Genomic DNA, 17,499 nt, shown 5'->3' with positions numbered 1-17,499 from the left:
GCTGGCACCGTGCCTCCCGTTCGTTGCTGCCCCGGTTCAGGGCGTCTGGTCGCTAGGCGCGACCGCGGATGCTCCGGAGGAGCCAGCCGATGACCGCCAGCAGGATGAGCACGATGCCCACCCAGAGCAGGAACTTCAGGGCACCGACGAAGATGCCGCTGAAGAGCAGGACGAGGCCGACGATGATCGCGATGATCAGCAGTGCGGGCATGAGGGTCTCCAATCCCTGGAACGAGACCGAGCGGGTGCCCGGGCCGAAGGGGACACTACTCGCCGAGCCGCGTTCTGGTTCGCTGCTGCAGGAGCCCTCAGCCGACGAGGTTCTGCACGAACACGTGCGGGGTGAAGCCCGTGAGGTCGTTGATGCCCTCGCCCTGGCCGATGAGCTTGATCGGGATGCCCGTCTTCTCCTGCACGCTGAGCACGAACCCGGCCTTGGCCGAGCCGTCGAGCTTGGTGATGACGAGTCCGGTGACCCCGGCGCCCTCGATGAACGCCTGCGCCTGCGCGAGCCCGTTCTGCCCGGTGGTGGCGTCGAGGACGAGCAGCACCTCGGATATCTCGGTCTGCTTCTCGACGACGCGCTTGATCTTCGTCAGCTCGTCCATCAGGCCCGCCTTCGTGTGGAGGCGGCCGGCCGTGTCGATGACCACGATCTCGGTGTTGTCGCGGATGGCCTTCTCGACGGTCTGGTACGCCACCGACGCCGGGTCCTGCCCGGGCTGCGACGGCCGCACGACGTCGACACCGGCGCGCTCGGCCCACGTCGCGACCTGCTCGACGGCGGCAGCGCGGAACGTGTCCGCCGCGCCCACGAGCACCGTGCGGTCGTAGGTCTTGAGGAACTTCGCGAACTTGCCGATGGTCGTGGTCTTCCCCACGCCGTTCACCCCGACGACCAGCACGACGGCCGGCCGAGCACTGAGCTTCAGCGTGGTGTCGAGCTTCGAGAGCCGCTCCTCGAGCACCTCGCGGAGCATGCGCTGCAGGTCCGCGGGGTCGGTCGTGCCGTACCGGTCGACGCGGGCGTGCAGGTCCTCGATGATCTCGTCCGCGATGTCGGGGCCGAAATCCGCACCGATGAGCGCGGTCTCGAGGTCGTCCCACGTCGTCTCGTCGATCGTCTTGCGCTGGAACAGCCCGCGCAACCGGGAGGACAGTGACCAGGAACTCGCCATGCTCCCAGCTTAGAGCGCGGCGCACGTGCGCTGTGCCCGGTATGCTCGGGATCACGAAGGGGAGTATTCCTCCTCGGTGTCCCCGTCAGTACGGTCCGGAACGATCCGGCCCCGGGGCGCCGGTCGTGATCGGGACATCGTGCCGATCACGACGGAAGAGACCTTCAGGCCTCGGCGTACCCGCGTGTCCGTGAACAACGTGCACCTGATCGCGCCCTCACCTGAAGGAACCCCGTTGGACGTCCCACTCTTCGTCTGGTTGATCACCATCGCCGGCATCCTCGCGCTGCTGGTGTTCGACTTCTTCTCGCACGTGCGCACACCGCACGTGCCCCACATCCGCGAATCCGCGTTCTGGTCCGTCGTCTACATCGCGCTCGCGATCGTCTTCGGCATCGGCATCTGGGTCTTCGGCGGCGGTCAGGCCGGCGGTGAGTACTTCGCCGGGTGGCTCACCGAGAAGGCCCTGTCGGTCGACAACCTCTTCGTCTTCCTCATCATCATGTCGAGCTTCGCGGTGCCGAAGGAGTTCCAGCAGAAGGTGCTGCTCGTCGGCGTCGCGATCGCCCTGGTGGCCCGTGGTGTCTTCATCGCCCTCGGCGTGACGATCATCGAGAACTACTCGTGGGTCTTCTACCTGTTCGGTGCGCTGCTGTTCTGGCTCGCCTGGTCGCAGGCCCGCGGTGGCAACGAGCACTCCGCCGAGGAGGGCGACTCCCGCCTCATCCGGATCCTGCGCCGCGTCATCCCGACGTCGAAGGACTACGACGGCGACCGCCTCACCACGAAGGTCGACGGCAAGCGCCTGTTCACGCCGATGCTCCTCGTGATGGTCGCGATCGGCCTCACCGACGTGCTCTTCGCGCTCGACTCGATCCCGGCGATCTTCGGGCTCACGCAGGACGCCTTCATCGTGTTCACCGCGAACGCGTTCTCGCTCCTCGGCCTCCGCCAGCTGTACTTCCTCATCGCGGGGCTGCTCGAGCGGCTCATCTACCTCGGCCAGGGGCTGGCGGTCATCCTCGGCTTCATCGGCGTGAAGCTCGTCTTCCACGCGATGCACGTCAACGAGCTGCCGTTCATCAACGGCGGCGAGCACATCGAGTGGGCGCCGGAGATCCCGATCTGGTTCTCGCTCGGCTTCATCATGCTGACGATCGCGGTCGCGACGGTCGCCTCGCTGGTGGTCTCGAAGAAGCGCCAGGAGCGCGGGCTCACCCCGACGGGCTCGCAGCGCACTGTCGAGGTCGACGCGAAGTAGTCGCCACCACCTGACGGACGGGAGGCGCGGTGCCAGCTGGCACCGCGCCTCCCGTCCGTCTGTCCGTCCGTCCGTCCGTCCGTCCGTCCCGGGCTGCGCGCGGCTACGCGACGGCGACCGCGTCGGCGGGCTCGCGCTGCTGCACCCGCTGCCCGACCACGGCGGACACGCCGTCCTGCCGCATCGAGACGCCGTACAGGGCGTCCGCGATCTCCATCGTGCGCTTCTGGTGCGTGATGACGATGAGCTGCGACGACGCTCGCAGCCGCTCGAAGACGGTCAGCAGCCGCCCGAGGTTCGCGTCGTCCAGCGCCGCCTCGACCTCGTCCATGATGTAGAACGGCGACGGCCGGGCGGTGAAGATCGCGACGAGCAGCGCCACCGCCGCGAGGGACCGCTCCCCGCCGGACAGCAGCGTGAGGCGGTCGATCTTCTTCCCCGCGGGCTTCACCTGCACCTCGATGCCGGTGCGCAGCAGGTCGTCCGGGTTCGTCAGCGTGATCGACCCCGAGCCGCCCGGGAACAGGATCGGGAAGATGACGTCGAAGGCCTCTTTCGTGTCCGAGAACGCGGAGTCGAAGATCGACTGCATCTTCGTGTCGAGTTCGTCGATGATCGTCATCAGGTCGGTGCGGGTCTTCTGCAGGTCGTCGAGCTGCTCGGCGAGGAACGCGTGGCGCTGCTCGAGGGCCTGGAACTCCTCGAGCGCGAGCGGGTTCACCTTGCCGAGCTGTCCGAGGTCGCGCTCGGCCGCCTTGAGTCGGCGCTCCTGCTCGGCGCGGACGTAGGGCACGGTCTCGACGTCGGCGGGGTCGACCTCGTCAGTGGCGTCGAACTCGGGCAGCGCCGGGCCACCGGGGAGCGTGGACTCCGCGTCGACGAGTGCGGGGAGGTCGGCGTCGACTGGGTCTGCACCCGCGTCCGCGGGGGCCTCTGCGTCTGCGGGAGCCTCTGCGTCTGCGTCTTCGTCTTCGTCTGCCACGGTGTCGCCGGCCGCCGCTGCCTCGGCTGCCGCTCGGGCCCGCTCGGCCTCGCGGTGCTTCCGGGCCAGCACCCGGGGGTCGACCAACACGTCGACGGGCACCGGCACGTCCGGCCCGTACTCCGCCACCAGGACGGCTTCGCCGAGGCCGAGTTCGCTCTGCGCCCGGTCGAGCACCCCCGACACGTGCAGCTTCTTCTCGTAGATCTCCATCTCGAGCGAGTGCACGCCGTCGGTGATCGTCTGCAGGCGCTCCCGGAGCTCGCGTTCCTCGTTCCGGATCGTCTGCAGCTCGGTGTTGCGCTTCGACCGCTCGGACTCCTCGGTCGCGAGTTGCACCCGCGCCTCGGCGAGCGACCGGTCCACCGCGGCCAGGAGGCCCGGTAGGTCGGCGAGGACCTGCTCCGCCACGGCGATCTGCCCGCGCCGGATGACCGCGAGCCGCGCTGCTTCCTCGGCCGCGGCGCGCTCGGCCTCGAGCTGCCGTTCCAGCTGCACGGCGCGGTGTCGTTCGGACCGCACCCGCTCCCGCACCGTCTCGACCTGGATGCGCTGCTCGATCTCGGCGGCACGCGCGGCCTCGAGCGCGTCCTGCAGCGCCGGCCGTCCGGACGCGTCCACCACGGGACGCGGGCGCTCGGTGAACTCGCGGTGGGCGCGCTCGGCCTCGGCCAGCACGGAGTCCGCCGCCTCGACGGCGCCGTCGGTCTCGGCGAGGGCAGCGCGTAGGCGCTCGACCTCGGCGGCGGCGTTCTCCGCCTTCGCCCGCGTCGACGCACTGGTCCGGTCGTACTCCGCCTTCGCCTTCGCGTACGCGCGTGAGCGGGCGTCGGCCTCGTCCGCCTGGCGGCGCGCGTCCTCGACGGCGGAGCGGGCAGCCTGGAGGCGCGTGGCCGCGTCCTCGGCGTCCGTCGCGATCGCGTCCCGTCGCGTCACGGCGTCGTCGCGTTCCGCGACGAGCTCGATGCGCGAGGTGACCCGTTCACCGCCACCCGTCACGCGGACGGCGCGGACGAGGTCACCGGACCGCGTCACGACCGTGGCCTGCGGGGCGGCGGTGAGCACGGCCTCCAGGTCGACGTCCTCGGTCTCGGCGACGAGCGTGTCCCGCAGGATCGCGGCGATCGCCGGCGGTCCCTGCACCAGGTCGAGCGCACGGCGGACGCCCGTCGGCAGGCTGGCGGGCAGCCCCGTGTCGGGGCCGGCCGCGTCCGCGACGATGACGTCGATACGGCCGATGTCCTCGGTCCGGGCGTGCGCGACCGCGTCGAGCGCGACCGACCGGTCGTCGGCGAGCACCGCGTCGGCGAGTCCGTCGAGGGCGATCGCTATCGCACCCTCGAAGCCCGGTGCCACCGTCAGGGCGTCGGCGAGGCGACCGACGATGCCGGCGCGACCGGCGTCGATGAGCGCCTGCGAGCCGTCACGGACGTCGATGGACATGCCGAGGGCCGCCACGCGGGCGTCGAGCGCGTCGCGTTCGCGTTCGAGGCCGTGCAGGCGGTCGCGGTGTTCGTCACGGGCGGCCTGCGCGGCCTCCTGCTGCTCGCGAGCGGTCTCGAGGGCGGTCGTGAGGGCGTCCTCGTCGACGCCCTCCGACGGGTCGGTGCCGAGTTCGGCCAACGCCGCGGCCGCGCGTTCGGCACGCTCGCCCGCCTCGGCCAGGGCGCGTTCACGGCGCTCCCGGTCCGCCACCGCGGAGCCGCGCTTCGAGCGTGCGACGTCCACCGCGGAGGCGAGCCGCTGGGCTTCGAGATCGTGCTGGGAGACGAGGGCGGCCTGCGCGGCGATCCGCTCGTCGAGGGCGTCGAGCGCGTCGCGGGCCTCCTGGACGACCCGCGCGGCACTCGCCATCCCGCCGGCCATCGCGGTCGCGCGGGCCTCGAGCCGGTCGGCTTCGTCGCGGACGCCCTGCACCCGCTCCGGGGTGATCGTGGGGCCCTGCTGCGGCGCGTCGGCCTGCTGGGCGAGGAACATCAGCCGCTGGTTCGCCAGGCTCGACAGTCCGCGCAGTCGCTCCTGGACGCTCTCGAGCCGGTGCACGACGGTGCGAGCACGGTCGACGTCGTCCCCGACCATGCTCTGCTCGACGTGCTGCTGCCGGGCACGGGTCTGGTCGAGCCGCTCCTGCAGGACGATACGCTCGGACTTCCTGCCGGCCTCGACCTCCTGGTGCTCGTGCAGCTCGCGGCGCAGCCGGACGACGTCGTCCGCCAGGATCCGGGCCTTGGCGTCACGGGCCACCGCGGCGACCGACTGGGCCTTGCGGGCGACCTCCGCCTGCCGGCCGAGCGGCTTCAGCTGCCGCCGGATCTCCCCCGCCAGGTCGGACAGCCGCGTCAGGTTCGTCTGCATCGCCTCGAGCTTGCGGAGCGTCTTCTCCTTGCGGCGGCGGTGCTTGAGGATGCCCGCGGCCTCTTCGATGAAGCCGCGGCGGTCCTCCGGGGTGGCGTGCAGGACCTTGTCGAGCTGCCCCTGCCCGACGATGACGTGCATCTCACGGCCGAGCCCGGTGTCGCTCAGCAGTTCCTGCACGTCGAGCAGCCGGCAGTTCTCCCCGTTGATGGCGTACTCGCTGCCGCCGTTGCGGAACAGCGTGCGGGAGATCGTCACCTCGGAGTACTCGATCGGCAGCAGGCCGTCGGTGTTGTCGATGGTGAGGAGCACCTGGGCGCGGCCGAGCGGGCCGCGGGTCGAGGTGCCGGCGAAGATGACGTCCTCCATCTTGCCGCCGCGCAGGGTCTTCGCGCCCTGCTCCCCCATCACCCAGGCCAGCGCGTCGACCACGTTCGACTTGCCCGAACCGTTCGGCCCCACGATGCAGGTCACGCCGGGCTCGAACGCGAACGTCGTCGGCTGCGCGAAGGACTTGAACCCCTTGATGGTCAGGCTCTTCAAGTACATGCGGTCTCCGGGTGTGCTGGCTCGCGTGCTGGCGGCGGTGCTGCTGGGCGGTGCTGCTGGGCGGTGCTCGCTCGGCGTCAGGCTAACGCCTGCGCGGCCGTGGAGCCGGTTGGCACACGGGGCAACGGTGGCTGGACCGGTTCATGAAGGCCTCGCGCACGACCGTCGTCCCGCAGCGAGGACACGGCTTGCCCTGCTGCCCGTACACGTTGAGTCGCTGCGAGAAGTACCCGGACTGGCCGTTCACATTGACGTACTGCGCGTCGAAGCTCGTCCCGCCGTCCTCGAGCGCGCGGCCCAGCACGCTCCGGACCTCGGCGAGGAGCCCGCCGAGGTCGGCGCGCGTCAGGCGGTCCGCGGGTCGGTCGTAGTGGAGCTTCGCCGCCCACAGCGACTCGTCGGCGTAGATGTTCCCGATGCCGCTGACGACGCCCTGGTCGAGCAGGACCCGCTTGATGCCGCTCGACCGCTTCCGCGCCATCGCGGTGAACCGGTCGTCGTCGAACGCCGGGTCGAGCGGGTCGCGGGCGATGTGCGACACCTGCTTCGGGATGCTCCGACGCCACACCGCGTCCGGGTCGGTCTCGTCGACGTGCCCGCCGAACCCGGCGGGAGCGCCGTCGATCGTGGGCACCATGGGGTCGATCGCCATCGAGCCGAAGGTGCGCTGGTCGACGAACTCGAGCTCGACCGGGGGTTCGGCCGCTCCGTCGCGACCGGCGCTCGCTGGCTGCACGTCCAACAGGATCCGACGGTGCTTCGCGGCGTCACGGCCGCGACCGAGCAGGATCTGGCCGCTCATGCCGAGGTGGGCGACGAGCGCTTCCGGCTGGTCGCCGACGTTCCGCGGTTCGAGTGGCATCCAGAGGAACTTGCCCCGGCGGACGGCGGCGGCGATGGTGCGGCCGGTCAGGCGGTCGGCGAAGTCCTCGGCGGGGCCGTCGTGGCGGGTGAGCGCTCGGTCGTCGACGACGTCCACGTGCAGGACCCGCGCACCGCTGACGGCGGGTTCGAGGCCGGCGCGGACGACCTCGACCTCGGGGAGTTCGGGCACGTGGTCAGGCCGCCCGGCCCGAGAGCCGCGTCCACGCTTCGAGCGCGGCGGCCATCTCGGCGGTCTTCTTGCTCGACCCGGAGCCGGTCGAGACGTCCTCGCCCTGGAGCACCACGGTCGCGTGGAACGTCTTGTCGTGGTCCGGGCCGGCTTCGGTCACGCGGTACGACGGGTTGCCCAGGGACAGGCTGGACGCGAGTTCCTGCAGGCTGGTCTTCGGGTCCATCGCGGCGCCGAAGCGGTCCGGGTCGACCAGCAGCGGGTCGACGAGCCGGAGGACCAGCTCGGTCGCCGGGTCCGGTCCGGCCGACAGGTACGCCGCACCGATGACGGCTTCGACGGTGTCCGCCAGGATCGACGACTTGTTCCGGCCGCCGGTCTGTTCCTCGCCCTTGCCGAGCCGGAGGTACTGGCCGAGGCCGATCATCCGCGCGATCTCGGCCAGGGCCACGGTCGACACGAGGCTGGCGCGACGCTTCGCGAGGTCGCCCTCGTCGAGGTCGGGGAAGGACCGGTAGAGCTTCACGGTCACGGCCTGGCCGAGGATCGAGTCCCCGAGGAACTCGAGGCGCTCGTTGTGCCCGATGCCGCCGTGCTCGTACGCGTACGACCGGTGCGTCAGGGCGAGCTGCAGCAGCTCGAGGTCGATGTCGGCCCCGAGGCTGTCACGCAGACGAACGACGTCCGGCCCCACGGGGCGGGACCCCGTGGTGCCGGACGTCGCTGTCATGCGTTCGGTCCGATCAGACGTCGGCGACCTTGCGGCCCTTGTACTCCATGTACAGGGGCGTGCCGGCGGAGTCCTCGACGACCTTGGCGCGGTGCGGGAGGCTGTAGGTGACCTTGCCACCCTCGATCGTCTTCACGAGCTGGACCGGCGCGGCCTTCCACTGCGAACGACGGGCGTGCGTGTTGGCACGGGACTGCTTGCGCTTGGGAACGGCCATGGTGGTTCTCTTTCGGTTGCTCGGTGGTCAGTGGCGAGGGACGGCGGTCAGTCGGCCTGGTCGGCTTCGGACCGCTCCTGACCCTCGGTGGTCTGGGGCGTTGTCGTGCTGGCGTCGTCCTCGTCGAGGACGGTGAGTCCGCTCAGGGCGGCCCACCGGGGATCCAGGACCTCGTGAGTGCGGGACTCACCGATGTCCGCCAGTCGCTCGCCCGTCACCGGGTCGAGGCCTGGGCAGTCCGGTCGGCAGACCGGCTGGAACGGCAGCGCCAGCACCACCGCGTCTCGGACGACCTCTTCCGTGTCGACGAAGTCGTCGTGCACGAAGAAGTCGAATTCCTCCGAGGCATCATACGCGAAGAGCTCGGCGAAATCGACCTCGATGGGCTCGCTGATGTCGATGAGGCAGCGTGAGCACTCGCCCTCCGCCTCGGCCGAGGCGTGCCCGGAGACGAGGACGCCCTCGTGCAGGCCCTCGAGCCGCACGTCGATGTGCATCGGCGCACCCTGGCGGACGGAGATCACGCCGGCACCCATCGCGTCGGGCACCTCGATGTCGAGCGTGTGCTCGCGCATCTCGCCCGGCCGGTGCGCGAGGTCGCGCACGCGCAGGGCGTAGGGGCTGTTCACGTGGGAAGACACGATCGACGAGCCTACATCCCGAAGGCCCGTGAGTCGAGGCGGGGGCAGGCGTGTCCCCACGCGGGCCGCTCCACGACGCGCGGTTCAGCGACCGGTGTGCTCGTGCAGTGCGGCGGCGACCACCTCGGGCACGTACGGGGCGACGTCGCCGCCGAGGGATGCGACCTGCCGGATGAGCGAGCTCGACACGTGCGCCCGTGAGGCCTCGGGCAGCAGGAACACCGTCTCGACGTCGGCGAGGTGCCGGTTCATGATCGCCATCGGGGTCTCGTACGCGACGTCCTCGCCGGAGCGGACGCCCTTCACCAGGACCTTCGCGCCCACCTGCCGGCAGTAGTCCACGAGCAGCCCGGAGGTCCACTCCCCGACCCGGACGTTGTCCGAGACGCCGGTCTCGACGAGCGACTCCTCGATGAGGCGGACTCGGTCGACGGCCTCGAACATCGCCGACTTCTTGTCGGGGTTGTGCACGACGAGCACGTGGACCTCGTCGAAGAGCTGCGCCGCTCGGCCGATCACGTCGAGGTGCCCGAGGGTCACGGGATCGAACGAACCGGGGACCACCGCGATCTGTGCCATGCCGGCGACGATACCGGTCCGGTCAGTTCTTGCCGAGGAAGGCGGCGTCGGACTCGTCGAGCCGGCGTGCCAGGGCTTCTCGGAGCGCCGGGTGGCCCTCGAGCTGCGGGTCCGGCTCGAGGACGTGCTCGGCCTCTTCACGGGCGTCGACGATGAGGTCGGCGTGCTCGACGACCCGCAGCAGGTTCAGTGAGGACCGCCCGCCGGACTGTCGTTCGCCGAGGACGTCGCCCTCGCGCCGGAGCTCGAGGTCGACCCGGGCCAGCTCGAAGCCGTCGTCCGACGCCGACACCGCGTCGACCCGTTCGCGCGAGGTGGTCTCGAGCTCCGCTCCGGTCACGAGCAGGCAGACGCCGGCGTACTGGCCACGGCCGATGCGGCCGCGCAGCTGGTGGAGCTGGGAGACCCCGAACCGGTCGGCGTCGAGCACCGCCATCATCGAGGCGTTCGGCACGTCGACCCCGACCTCGATCACCGTCGTCGCGACGAGGACGTCGATGCCACCGGCGGCGAAGGACGTCATGACGCGGTCCTTCTCCTCTGCCGTCATGCGCCCGTGCAGGACGGCGATGCTGCGGCCGTCGAGGACCGGCATCGCTCGCATCCGCTCCGCCGTCGCGAGCACCGTGGCGGGCAACCGCTTCGGAGCGTCGTCCTCGGTCTCCGGCTCGGGCTCGCCGTCGTCCTCGGCGTGGGCGTCGTCGATCGCCGGGCACACCACGAACGCCTGCCGACCCGCGCTGAGCTCCTCGGCCATGCGGGTCCAGATGCGGGACTCCCAGCCCGGGTGCTCGGCGAGCGGGACCGTGAACGTCTCGACACCGGCACGGCCCGAGGGCAGCCCGGTGATCGTCGAGACGTCGAGGTCGCCGAACACCGTCATTGCCACGGTGCGCGGGATCGGCGTCGCGGTGAGCACCAGCACGTGCGGCGGGGTCGCGCCCTTCGTCCGGAGCGCCTCACGCTGCTCGACGCCGAACCGGTGCTGCTCGTCCACCACGACGAGCCCGAGCTCGGCGAAGTCGACACGGTCGCCGAGCAGGGCGTGCGTGCCGACCACCAGGCGGGAGCTGCCCGACGCCGCCGCGAGGAGCGCCCGACGCCGTTCGTCCGTCGACTGCGAGCCAGTCAGGATCACCGGTCGGAGTTCGGCCGCGAGGTCCGGGCCGAGGAACTTCACGATCGACCGCAGGTGCTGGGCCGCGAGCACCTCGGTCGGGGCGATCAGCGCGGACTGCCCGCCGGACTCGGCGACCGTGAGCATCGCGCGGATCGCCACGAGGGTCTTGCCGGAACCGACCTCGCCCTGCACGAGGCGGTGCATCGGCCAGTCGCCGGCCAGGTCGTGGGCGATCTCGGCACCGACGGCCTGCTGGTCGTCCGTCAGCGTGAACGGCAGGGTGGCGTCGAAGCGCTCGAGGATCCCGCCGGGCGACGCCGATCGGGAGGTCGCTGCGGTCGCCCGGGAGGCGATGCGCCGCTGGACGAGTGCGGTCTGGAGCACGAACGCCTCGCGGTAGCGGAGGGCGTCCTGGGCGCGCTTGAAGTCGGCGACCTTCTCGGGACGGTGCAGGAGCTCGAGCGCGCGCCGGAACGGCACGAGGTCGAGCCGGTTGCGGACACGGGCCGGGATCGGGTCGGGGACGTCCGGGAGCGTGTCGAGCACGATGGCAATGGACTTCGCGATCTGCCACGAGGTCAGCGTCGACGTCGCCGGGTAGATCGGGATCGGCTGGCGGGAGAACCGGATGGCCTCTTCTGACTCCGGATCCGCCGTCGCACGAGGGTCGTCGCGGTCGAACAGTTCGTAGTCGGGGTGCGCCAGCTGCCGGGCGCCGCGGTAGTCCCCGACCTTGCCCGAGAAGATGCCCCGGGCGCCGGGCACGAGGTCCTTCGTGCGCCAGCCCTGGTTGAAGAACGTGAGGGTCAGGAGCCCCTTGCCGTCGCCGATCTTCGCTTCGAGGATGGACCCGCGGCGAGCACGCATCGTGCGCTCGCGGACGTCGACGACCTCGGCCACGATCGTCACGGACTCGCCGATCGCGAGCGAGTCGAGCGCTGTCAGTGCACCGCGCTCGGCGTACCGCCGGGGCGCGTGCTCGAGGAACTCACCAACGGTGCGGTAGCCGAACGCCTTCTCGATCGCGTTCGCCGTCCGCCCGCCGAGGACGTTCGCCAGCCGCGCGTCGAGCGGTGCGGGACCGAGGTCCGGCACCGCCGGCTCGGTTGTCGTTCCGGTCGTGACCACACGCCAACGGTACCCGGCGGGACCGACGCACCACGCGCCTCCAGGTCGGGCTGTGGACAACTCCTGGAGGCGGCCTGCGGCCCGCTACGGTGGCTGCATGACCCGCATCATCGCCGGTGCAGCCGGCTCCACGACGCTCCGCGTGCCAAAGTCGGGCACGCGGCCGACGAGCGACCGCGTGCGCGAGGCGCTGTTCTCGTCGCTCGAGGCGCGCGGGCTCGTCGACGACACGTCCGTGGCGGACCTGTACGCGGGCACGGGGGCCCTCGGGCTCGAGGCGGCGTCGCGCGGGGCGGTCGAGGTCGTGCTCGTCGACCGGGCCTCGGCCGCGGCGCAGGCGTGCCGAGCGAACGCGAAGGCCGTGCAGCAGCGCGTGCCCGGTGTGCGGATCGACGTGCAGCCGCAGCCGGTGCTCGGGTACCTGCGGAGCACCGTGCGGACCTTCGACCTCGTGTTCATCGACCCGCCGTACGACGTCACCGAACACGAGCTCGCCGAGGTGCTCGAGGCGCTGGCGCCGAAGCTGACGCAGCACGCCGTGGTGATCGTCGAGCGGAGCAAGCGCTCCCCCGAGCCGGCGTGGCCGGCGGGGCTCGAGCCGTTCAGCAAGCGGAGCTACGGCGAGACGGTGGCGTGGGAGGCTGTCGTCCCCGCGGTCTGACCCGCGTCCGTCCGCAGCGCGGTGCCCGCGGCGTCACGTGTCGTCGCGTCGGCGCGTCGTGTCGTGGTGTCGTGGTGTCGTGGTGTCGAAACATGTACACGCATGTTCCGACGAAGCACCGGTCGAACAACGCGTGGGACGTCGCACGATGCGCACGCATCCCGTGCGTGTGCATGTTCCGACGAAGCACCTGTCGAACGACGCGTGCGACGTCGCGCGATGCGCACGCAACGGTCACGCACGCAACGGTCACGGTCACGGTCACGGACGCACGACGCGCGGACGGTATCCGCGCACGACGCCCACGCGCGGCGTCAGCCGGCAGCGCCGTCCCAGTCGGCGTAGGGGTCCCACCCGGTGGTCGGCACCGGTGCGCCGTCGCGCACGAGATCGGCATCGGCGCGCTCGTGCACGACACCGATGCGCCGGAAGCCCCCCGGCAGCACGGCGTCCGCCGGGAAGGTCGCGAGGAGGCCGTGGTCCTCGCCCCCGTGCAGCGCGATGTCATCGAGGGCACCTTCGAGCGCGAGCGTCACCCGGCTGGCACGGGCGAGCCGTCCGGCATCGATCGCCAGCCCGTCGGACAGGTCGAGCATCGCCGTCGCCCCGACCCGGGCGGCGAGCGGCCCGTCCGCGATCGGTGGGACCGGTCGACGCTGCCGCTGCACGTCCGGGTCGGCATCGGCACCGCTCGCGAGCACCGCAGCGCGCGAGGGTTCGCCGTGGTCGTCCACGCCCTCGCGGAAGAGCCGGGACAACCCCCGCGCAGCCGGACCGAGCTCGCCCGACACCGCGAGGACGTCCCCGACGCGGGCTCCCGACCGGAGCACCGGCGGCCGCCCCCCGAGGTCGCCGAAGGCCGTCACCGACACCGTGAACGTGGCCGACGTCGACAGGTCGCCGCCGACGACCCCGCACCCGGGTGCGAGGGCCGCGACGGCGAGCCGGACGCCGTCGGCGAAGGACTCGAGGACGGCGACCGGGGTGTCCCGCGGCGCGGCCAGCGCGATCACGAGGCCGCTCGGGACGGCGCCCATCGCGGCCACGTCGGAGAGGTTCGTCGCGGCGGCCTTCCAGCCGACGTCCTCCGGCGAGGACCACGCCCACCGGAAGTCCGGGCCGTGCACCATCATGTCCGTCGTCACCACGAAGCGGCCGTCGGGAGCGGCGACCACGGCGCAGTCGTCACCGGGGCCGAGCACCGGCGTCCCAGCGGGCAACCGCCGGACGATGCGGTCGAGGACGACGAGTTCGCCGAGCTCCCCCACGGTCGGTCCGGCCCAGGCGTCGTCGTACGTCGCGTCCACACGAGAACGGTAGCCTGGACGTCGATGGACACCGTGCGCCGCCCCACCCGCAAGATCGCGTTCGCGGCCGTCGTGCTCGCCGTCGCTGCGGGACTCACGGGCTGCACGAACGCCGTCGCGATGTCCCCGGCCCCCTCGGCGAACGCTGCCGCGTGCGCAGACGTCCAGGTGCGGTTGCCGGCCGCGGTCGACACCAAGTTCGACCTGCGGAACACGAACGCGCAGTCGACTGCCGCGTGGGGCGACCCGGAGGTCGCGATCTACCACTGCGGCGTGGCCGTCCCCACGGTGTCCGACCTGCCGTGCTTCTCGCTGAGCGGCGTCGACTGGATCCGGGACGACCGCGGCAAGCAGGTCGTGTACACCACGTTCGGCCGGTCCCCCGCAGCACAGGTCGTCATCGACTCGACGAAGACGACGAGCCAGGTGATCCAGGACGTCACCGACGCGGTGTCGAGCCTGCCGAAGGACGGGCACAAGTGCCTCGACCCGTCGGACGTGCAGGGCTGACTGGCCCGAGATTCGGTTCCGGCCACCCGAGATTCGGGCTCAGCGACACTTCTCGGGTGTCGCGGCGCGAGAAGTGTCGCTCAGCGCGAAAACTCGGCGAGACTCGGCCCGACGGGCGTCAAACTCGGGCAGACGAGCCGAACGGCCTCAGCGGACGGCGGCCCGCCCCAGCTCGATGAGCTCCGTCACGAGCTCGCCGTAGGACACCCCGGACGCCGCCCAGCAGCGCGGGTACATCGACAGCGGCGTGAACCCGGGCATGGTGTTGACCTCGTTCACGACGAACCCGTCGTCGGTCAGGAAGGTGTCGACGCGGGCGAGCCCGGCGCCGCCGATCGCCTCGAACGCGCGGGCACCGATGGAGCGGATCTCGTCCGTCTCCGCCTCGGTCAGGGGTGCCGGGCAGAGCAGCGACTCGTCCCCGCCGAGGTACTTCGACGCGAAGTCGTAGAAGCCGTCCTCCGCGACGACGATCTCGCCGGGCAGGCTCGTCCTCGGCACACCGTCGCGGCCCTCGAGCACGGCCACCTCGACCTCGCGGCCGATCACCCGCGGCTCGACGATCACCTTCGAGTCGTGCTCGAACGCCAGGTCCATCGCGGCCCCGAGCTGCGACGGCTCGTCGACCCGGGACACGCCCATGCTCGAGCCGGCGCGAGCGGGCTTCACGAAGAGCGGCCACCCGTGCGCGGCGATCGTCTCGGCGACGTCCACCGGGTCGGCCGCCCACTCGCGGCGGAGGACGGTCGTCCACGGCGCGACACGGAGTCCGGCGTGCTCGAGCACGGCCTTGGCGACGTGCTTGTCCATCGCGAGGGCGCTCGCGAGCACCCCGTCGCCGACGTAGGGCAGGCCGGCGATCTCGAGGAGGCCCTGGATCGTGCCGTCCTCGCCGAACGGACCGTGCAGGATCGGGAACACCACGTCGACGGCGATTCCCGTGACGGTGCCGTCCGGGTACGACACGACGAGCTCGTTGCTCGCCGGAGAGGTCGGGAACGCGACACGGGTGCCGTTGTCCGGCACGGTCGGGAGGACCCCGTCGCGGAGGGTCCACTGCGTCGGGTCGTCGGACTGCAGCGTGAACGCGCCGTCCTTGGTGATGCCGATGGGCACGAGGTCGTACTCGGCACGGTCGACGACGTCCATGATCCCGCCGGCCGTCACGCAGCTGATCTCGTGCTCGCTGGAGCGTCCGCCGAAGAGCACGGCGACGGTGGTCGTTGACATGGGTGTCCCCTCGGAGATCGTCGGCACGGTCGGACCGCTCACTCGCCCTGGGGCTCGTCGGTCTCGGTGAGGTGCGGCGCGATGTTGCGCGGATCGAGCCTACCGGCGAGGACCTCGGCGACCTGGCCCACGATGGGCATGTCGACGCCGTTCGCCGCGGCCAGCTCGAGGATCGGGGCGACCGACGCGAGACCCTCGGCGGTCTGGTTCATCTGCCGCACGACCTCGTCGAAGCGGTACCCCTGCCCGAGCAGCCGCCCGGCGGTGTTGTTCCGCGACAGCGGCGACTGGCACGTGGCGATGAGGTCGCCGAGGCCCGCGAGTCCGGACAGCGTGGACGGCTGAGCCCCTAGCGACACCGCGAAGTCGGTCATCTCGGCGAGGCCGCGGGTGATGATCGACGCCTTCGTGTTCTCGCCGTACCCGACGCCGTCGACGATGCCGATGGCGACCGCGATGAGGTTCTTCAGCACGCCGCCGAACTCGGTGCCGATGACGTCGGTGTTGATGAACGACCGGAAGTACGGGTTGGTCGCGACGGCGGCGACGGCCGTCGCGGTCTCGGCGGACGACGACGACACCACGGCGGCGGTCGGCTGCCGCCGGGCGATCTCGAGCGCGAGGTTCGGGCCGCTCGCAACGGCGATGCGGTCCTGGTCGATGCCGAGCCCCTCGAGCAGGACCTCGCTCATGCGGAGACCGGTGCCCTTCTCGACGCCCTTCATGAGGCTGACCACGGGCACGTCGGCCGGCAGCAGCTCACGGATCGCGGCGAGGTTCGAGCGCAGCGTCTGCGAGGGCACCGACACGTACACCTGCGAGGCGCCGTCGAGCACCCGTTCGAGCGACGTCGAGGCGGTGAGCGTCCGGGGCAGGTTGATGCCCGGCAGGTACTCGGAGTTGCGCTTGGTCTCGGTGATCTCGCGCGCCACCTCGGGGCGCCGGGCCCACACGACGGTGGTCGCACCGCCCTCGGCGAGGACCTTCGCGAAGGTGGTCCCCCAGCTGCCGGCACCGATGACGGCGACGCGCGGCTTGTCGGTCGACTGCATGACGACGCGGATCGCAGCCGTGTCGAACGCCCCGGGTGCCGCGACGGCGGGGTCCGGATGGGCTTCGTGCGGGCGGAGGCCCGGTCCCTGGTCACTCAAACCGGCCGGTCTCCTTCTGGTTGTTCGCCGCCGGGTCCCAGCGGGTCGTGGGCGCTTGCTCGCCGCGCAACTGCTCGAGCAGCGCGGTGATGTGGCGCATGACGAGCTCGGTCGCCTCGCCGAGCATCTGCTGGTCGATCGGACGGCCGCGGTACGCCGAGAGGTCGACGGGGTCGCCGACGATCACGTCGACGCGGGACGGTGGGAAGAGCCGCAGCCGCTTGCCGTACCGCGCCATGATGTTCTGCGTGCCCCAGTGGGCCATCGGGATGAGCGGCACGTCGTTCTCGAGGGCGATCCGGACCGCGCCGGTCTTGCCGCGCATCGGCCACAGGTCGGGGTCGCGCGTGAGCGTCCCCTCGGGGTAGACGATGATCGCGCCGCCCTGCTCGACGAGCGAGCGTCCGCCGCCGAGGGGGTCGCTCAGGCGGGTCCGACCCGACCGTTCGACCGGGATCTGCCCCATGCCGGACATGAGCTTGCCGACGACCGGCACCCGGAACAGCGACGCCTTCGCGAGGAACCGGGGTGCCCGCTTGCTGAGGTACACCGCGGTGCCGACCACGAGGGGGTCGATGTTGGTGAAGTGGTTCGGCGCGAGCACGAACGCCTCGTCCGCCGGCAGGCGGTTCGGGCCGTGCCAGTGGTAGCGGGCCGAGAACCGGAAGGTGGGGATGACCACCGACGCGACGATGCGGAAGGCCGTGTTCAGCTCACCGCGTCGCCACCGGCGCCCACGCACGGGCACGCCGGTCGCGACGTCCGAGGCGGACGCGCGCCGCGCCTCCAGGCCGCCGTCACGCGACGGGTCGTCGCCGGGAGCCGGCGAAGCAGCGGACACCGCGC

16 protein-coding genes are annotated in these 17,499 nt (G+C 71.5%); 3 read left to right on the top strand and 13 right to left on the bottom strand.

Annotation, left to right across the window (positions count from 1 at the left end; translation table 11 throughout):
- Positions 1-52: 52 nt before the first annotated feature.
- Together BIU96_RS19425 and ftsY are read right to left on the bottom strand one after the other, a co-directional pair.
- Positions 53-211, bottom strand: coding sequence for a DUF4175 domain-containing protein (locus BIU96_RS19425; protein WP_137767577.1), 159 nt, complete (start codon positions 209-211; stop codon positions 53-55).
- A gap of 97 nt (positions 212-308) precedes the next feature.
- Complete coding sequence (ftsY, locus tag BIU96_RS10070) at positions 309-1,178, bottom strand: signal recognition particle-docking protein FtsY (protein ID WP_071292480.1); 870 nt, start codon at positions 1,176-1,178, stop codon at positions 309-311.
- A 235-nt stretch (positions 1,179-1,413) separates the two neighbouring features.
- Between ftsY and BIU96_RS10065 the strand changes: the two genes are divergently transcribed.
- Positions 1,414-2,439: a TerC family protein gene (locus BIU96_RS10065; protein ID WP_071292479.1), complete on the top strand. Its 1,026-nt coding sequence runs from the start codon at positions 1,414-1,416 to the stop codon at positions 2,437-2,439.
- Between the two features lie 103 nt (positions 2,440-2,542).
- Here the strand turns inward: BIU96_RS10065 and BIU96_RS10060 are convergent, their stop codons facing one another.
- From BIU96_RS10060 to BIU96_RS10030, 7 genes are all read right to left on the bottom strand, one after another.
- Entirely contained in the window at positions 2,543-6,325 is a 3,783-nt protein-coding gene (locus tag BIU96_RS10060; protein WP_071292478.1) for an AAA family ATPase, read from the bottom strand.
- A gap of 82 nt (positions 6,326-6,407) precedes the next feature.
- On the bottom strand, positions 6,408-7,379 hold the full coding sequence (gene mutM / locus BIU96_RS10055) for a bifunctional DNA-formamidopyrimidine glycosylase/DNA-(apurinic or apyrimidinic site) lyase (protein ID WP_071292477.1): 972 nt from the start codon (positions 7,377-7,379) through the stop codon (positions 6,408-6,410).
- A 4-nt stretch (positions 7,380-7,383) separates the two neighbouring features.
- On the bottom strand, positions 7,384-8,109 hold the full coding sequence (gene rnc / locus BIU96_RS10050) for a ribonuclease III (protein ID WP_071292476.1): 726 nt from the start codon (positions 8,107-8,109) through the stop codon (positions 7,384-7,386).
- A gap of 13 nt (positions 8,110-8,122) precedes the next feature.
- Complete coding sequence (gene rpmF / locus BIU96_RS10045) at positions 8,123-8,326, bottom strand: 50S ribosomal protein L32 (RefSeq protein ID WP_071292475.1); 204 nt, start codon at positions 8,324-8,326, stop codon at positions 8,123-8,125.
- Positions 8,327-8,373: 47 nt separating this feature from the next.
- Positions 8,374-8,967 carry a DUF177 domain-containing protein gene (locus tag BIU96_RS10040; protein ID WP_368072973.1) on the bottom strand — a complete coding sequence of 198 codons (594 nt, stop codon included), beginning with the start codon at positions 8,965-8,967 and terminating at the stop codon, positions 8,374-8,376.
- Positions 8,968-9,051: 84 nt separating this feature from the next.
- Positions 9,052-9,546, bottom strand: a complete 495-nt coding sequence (gene coaD / locus BIU96_RS10035) for a pantetheine-phosphate adenylyltransferase (RefSeq protein ID WP_071292473.1) — start codon at positions 9,544-9,546, stop codon at positions 9,052-9,054.
- A 22-nt stretch (positions 9,547-9,568) separates the two neighbouring features.
- Positions 9,569-11,761, bottom strand: coding sequence for an ATP-dependent DNA helicase RecG (locus BIU96_RS10030; RefSeq protein ID WP_071292488.1), 2,193 nt, complete (start codon positions 11,759-11,761; stop codon positions 9,569-9,571).
- A 130-nt stretch (positions 11,762-11,891) separates the two neighbouring features.
- Here BIU96_RS10030 and BIU96_RS10025 point away from each other — a divergent pair, with 130 nt between their 5' ends.
- A complete protein-coding gene (locus BIU96_RS10025; RefSeq protein ID WP_071292472.1) occupies positions 11,892-12,455 on the top strand; it encodes an RsmD family RNA methyltransferase in 564 nt (187 codons plus the stop codon).
- 314 nt (positions 12,456-12,769) lie between these two features.
- On the opposite strand, the gene thiL is transcribed toward BIU96_RS10025, so the two are convergent.
- On the bottom strand, positions 12,770-13,762 hold the full coding sequence (gene thiL / locus BIU96_RS10020) for a thiamine-phosphate kinase (RefSeq protein ID WP_071292471.1): 993 nt from the start codon (positions 13,760-13,762) through the stop codon (positions 12,770-12,772).
- Positions 13,763-13,786: 24 nt separating this feature from the next.
- Here thiL and BIU96_RS10015 point away from each other — a divergent pair, with 24 nt between their 5' ends.
- Positions 13,787-14,272, top strand: coding sequence for a DUF3515 family protein (locus tag BIU96_RS10015; RefSeq protein WP_071292470.1), 486 nt, complete (start codon positions 13,787-13,789; stop codon positions 14,270-14,272).
- A gap of 147 nt (positions 14,273-14,419) precedes the next feature.
- On the opposite strand, the gene BIU96_RS10010 is transcribed toward BIU96_RS10015, so the two are convergent.
- The 3 genes from BIU96_RS10010 to BIU96_RS10000 form a co-directional block, all read right to left on the bottom strand.
- Positions 14,420-15,502, bottom strand: a complete 1,083-nt coding sequence (locus tag BIU96_RS10010; protein WP_071292485.1) for a D-alanine--D-alanine ligase family protein — start codon at positions 15,500-15,502, stop codon at positions 14,420-14,422.
- A 38-nt stretch (positions 15,503-15,540) separates the two neighbouring features.
- Positions 15,541-16,554 (bottom strand): NAD(P)H-dependent glycerol-3-phosphate dehydrogenase, encoded by a 1,014-nt coding sequence (locus tag BIU96_RS10005; protein ID WP_071292486.1) that lies wholly within the window; start codon positions 16,552-16,554, stop codon positions 15,541-15,543.
- 91 nt (positions 16,555-16,645) lie between these two features.
- A complete protein-coding gene (locus tag BIU96_RS10000) occupies positions 16,646-17,494 on the bottom strand; it encodes a 1-acyl-sn-glycerol-3-phosphate acyltransferase (RefSeq protein WP_139199953.1) in 849 nt (282 codons plus the stop codon).
- Positions 17,495-17,499: the final 5 nt, after the last annotated feature.

This window comes from Curtobacterium sp. MCBA15_008 (assembly GCF_001865065.1).
Lineage (GTDB): Bacteria > Actinomycetota > Actinomycetes > Actinomycetales > Microbacteriaceae > Curtobacterium.
This window is presented reverse-complemented; position numbering and strand designations above follow the sequence as displayed.

Excerpts from the sequence above, each read along its gene's own strand:
- BIU96_RS19425 (WP_137767577.1), bottom strand. The coding sequence starts at position 211 with ATGCCCGCACTGCTGATCATCGCGATCATCGTCGGCCTCGTCCTGCTC.
- BIU96_RS10005 (WP_071292486.1), bottom strand. The coding sequence starts at position 16,554 with ATGCAGTCGACCGACAAGCCGCGCGTCGCCGTCATCGGTGCCGGCAGC.
- ftsY (WP_071292480.1), bottom strand. The coding sequence starts at position 1,178 with ATGGCGAGTTCCTGGTCACTGTCCTCCCGGTTGCGCGGGCTGTTCCAG.
- BIU96_RS10060 (WP_071292478.1), bottom strand. The coding sequence starts at position 6,325 with ATGTACTTGAAGAGCCTGACCATCAAGGGGTTCAAGTCCTTCGCGCAG.
- coaD (WP_071292473.1), bottom strand. The coding sequence starts at position 9,546 with ATGGCACAGATCGCGGTGGTCCCCGGTTCGTTCGATCCCGTGACCCTC.
- BIU96_RS10010 (WP_071292485.1), bottom strand. The coding sequence starts at position 15,502 with ATGTCAACGACCACCGTCGCCGTGCTCTTCGGCGGACGCTCCAGCGAG.
- rnc (WP_071292476.1), bottom strand. The coding sequence starts at position 8,109 with ATGACAGCGACGTCCGGCACCACGGGGTCCCGCCCCGTGGGGCCGGAC.
- BIU96_RS10025 (WP_071292472.1), top strand. The coding sequence starts at position 11,892 with ATGACCCGCATCATCGCCGGTGCAGCCGGCTCCACGACGCTCCGCGTG.
- BIU96_RS10015 (WP_071292470.1), top strand. The coding sequence starts at position 13,787 with ATGGACACCGTGCGCCGCCCCACCCGCAAGATCGCGTTCGCGGCCGTC.
- rpmF (WP_071292475.1), bottom strand. The coding sequence starts at position 8,326 with ATGGCCGTTCCCAAGCGCAAGCAGTCCCGTGCCAACACGCACGCCCGT.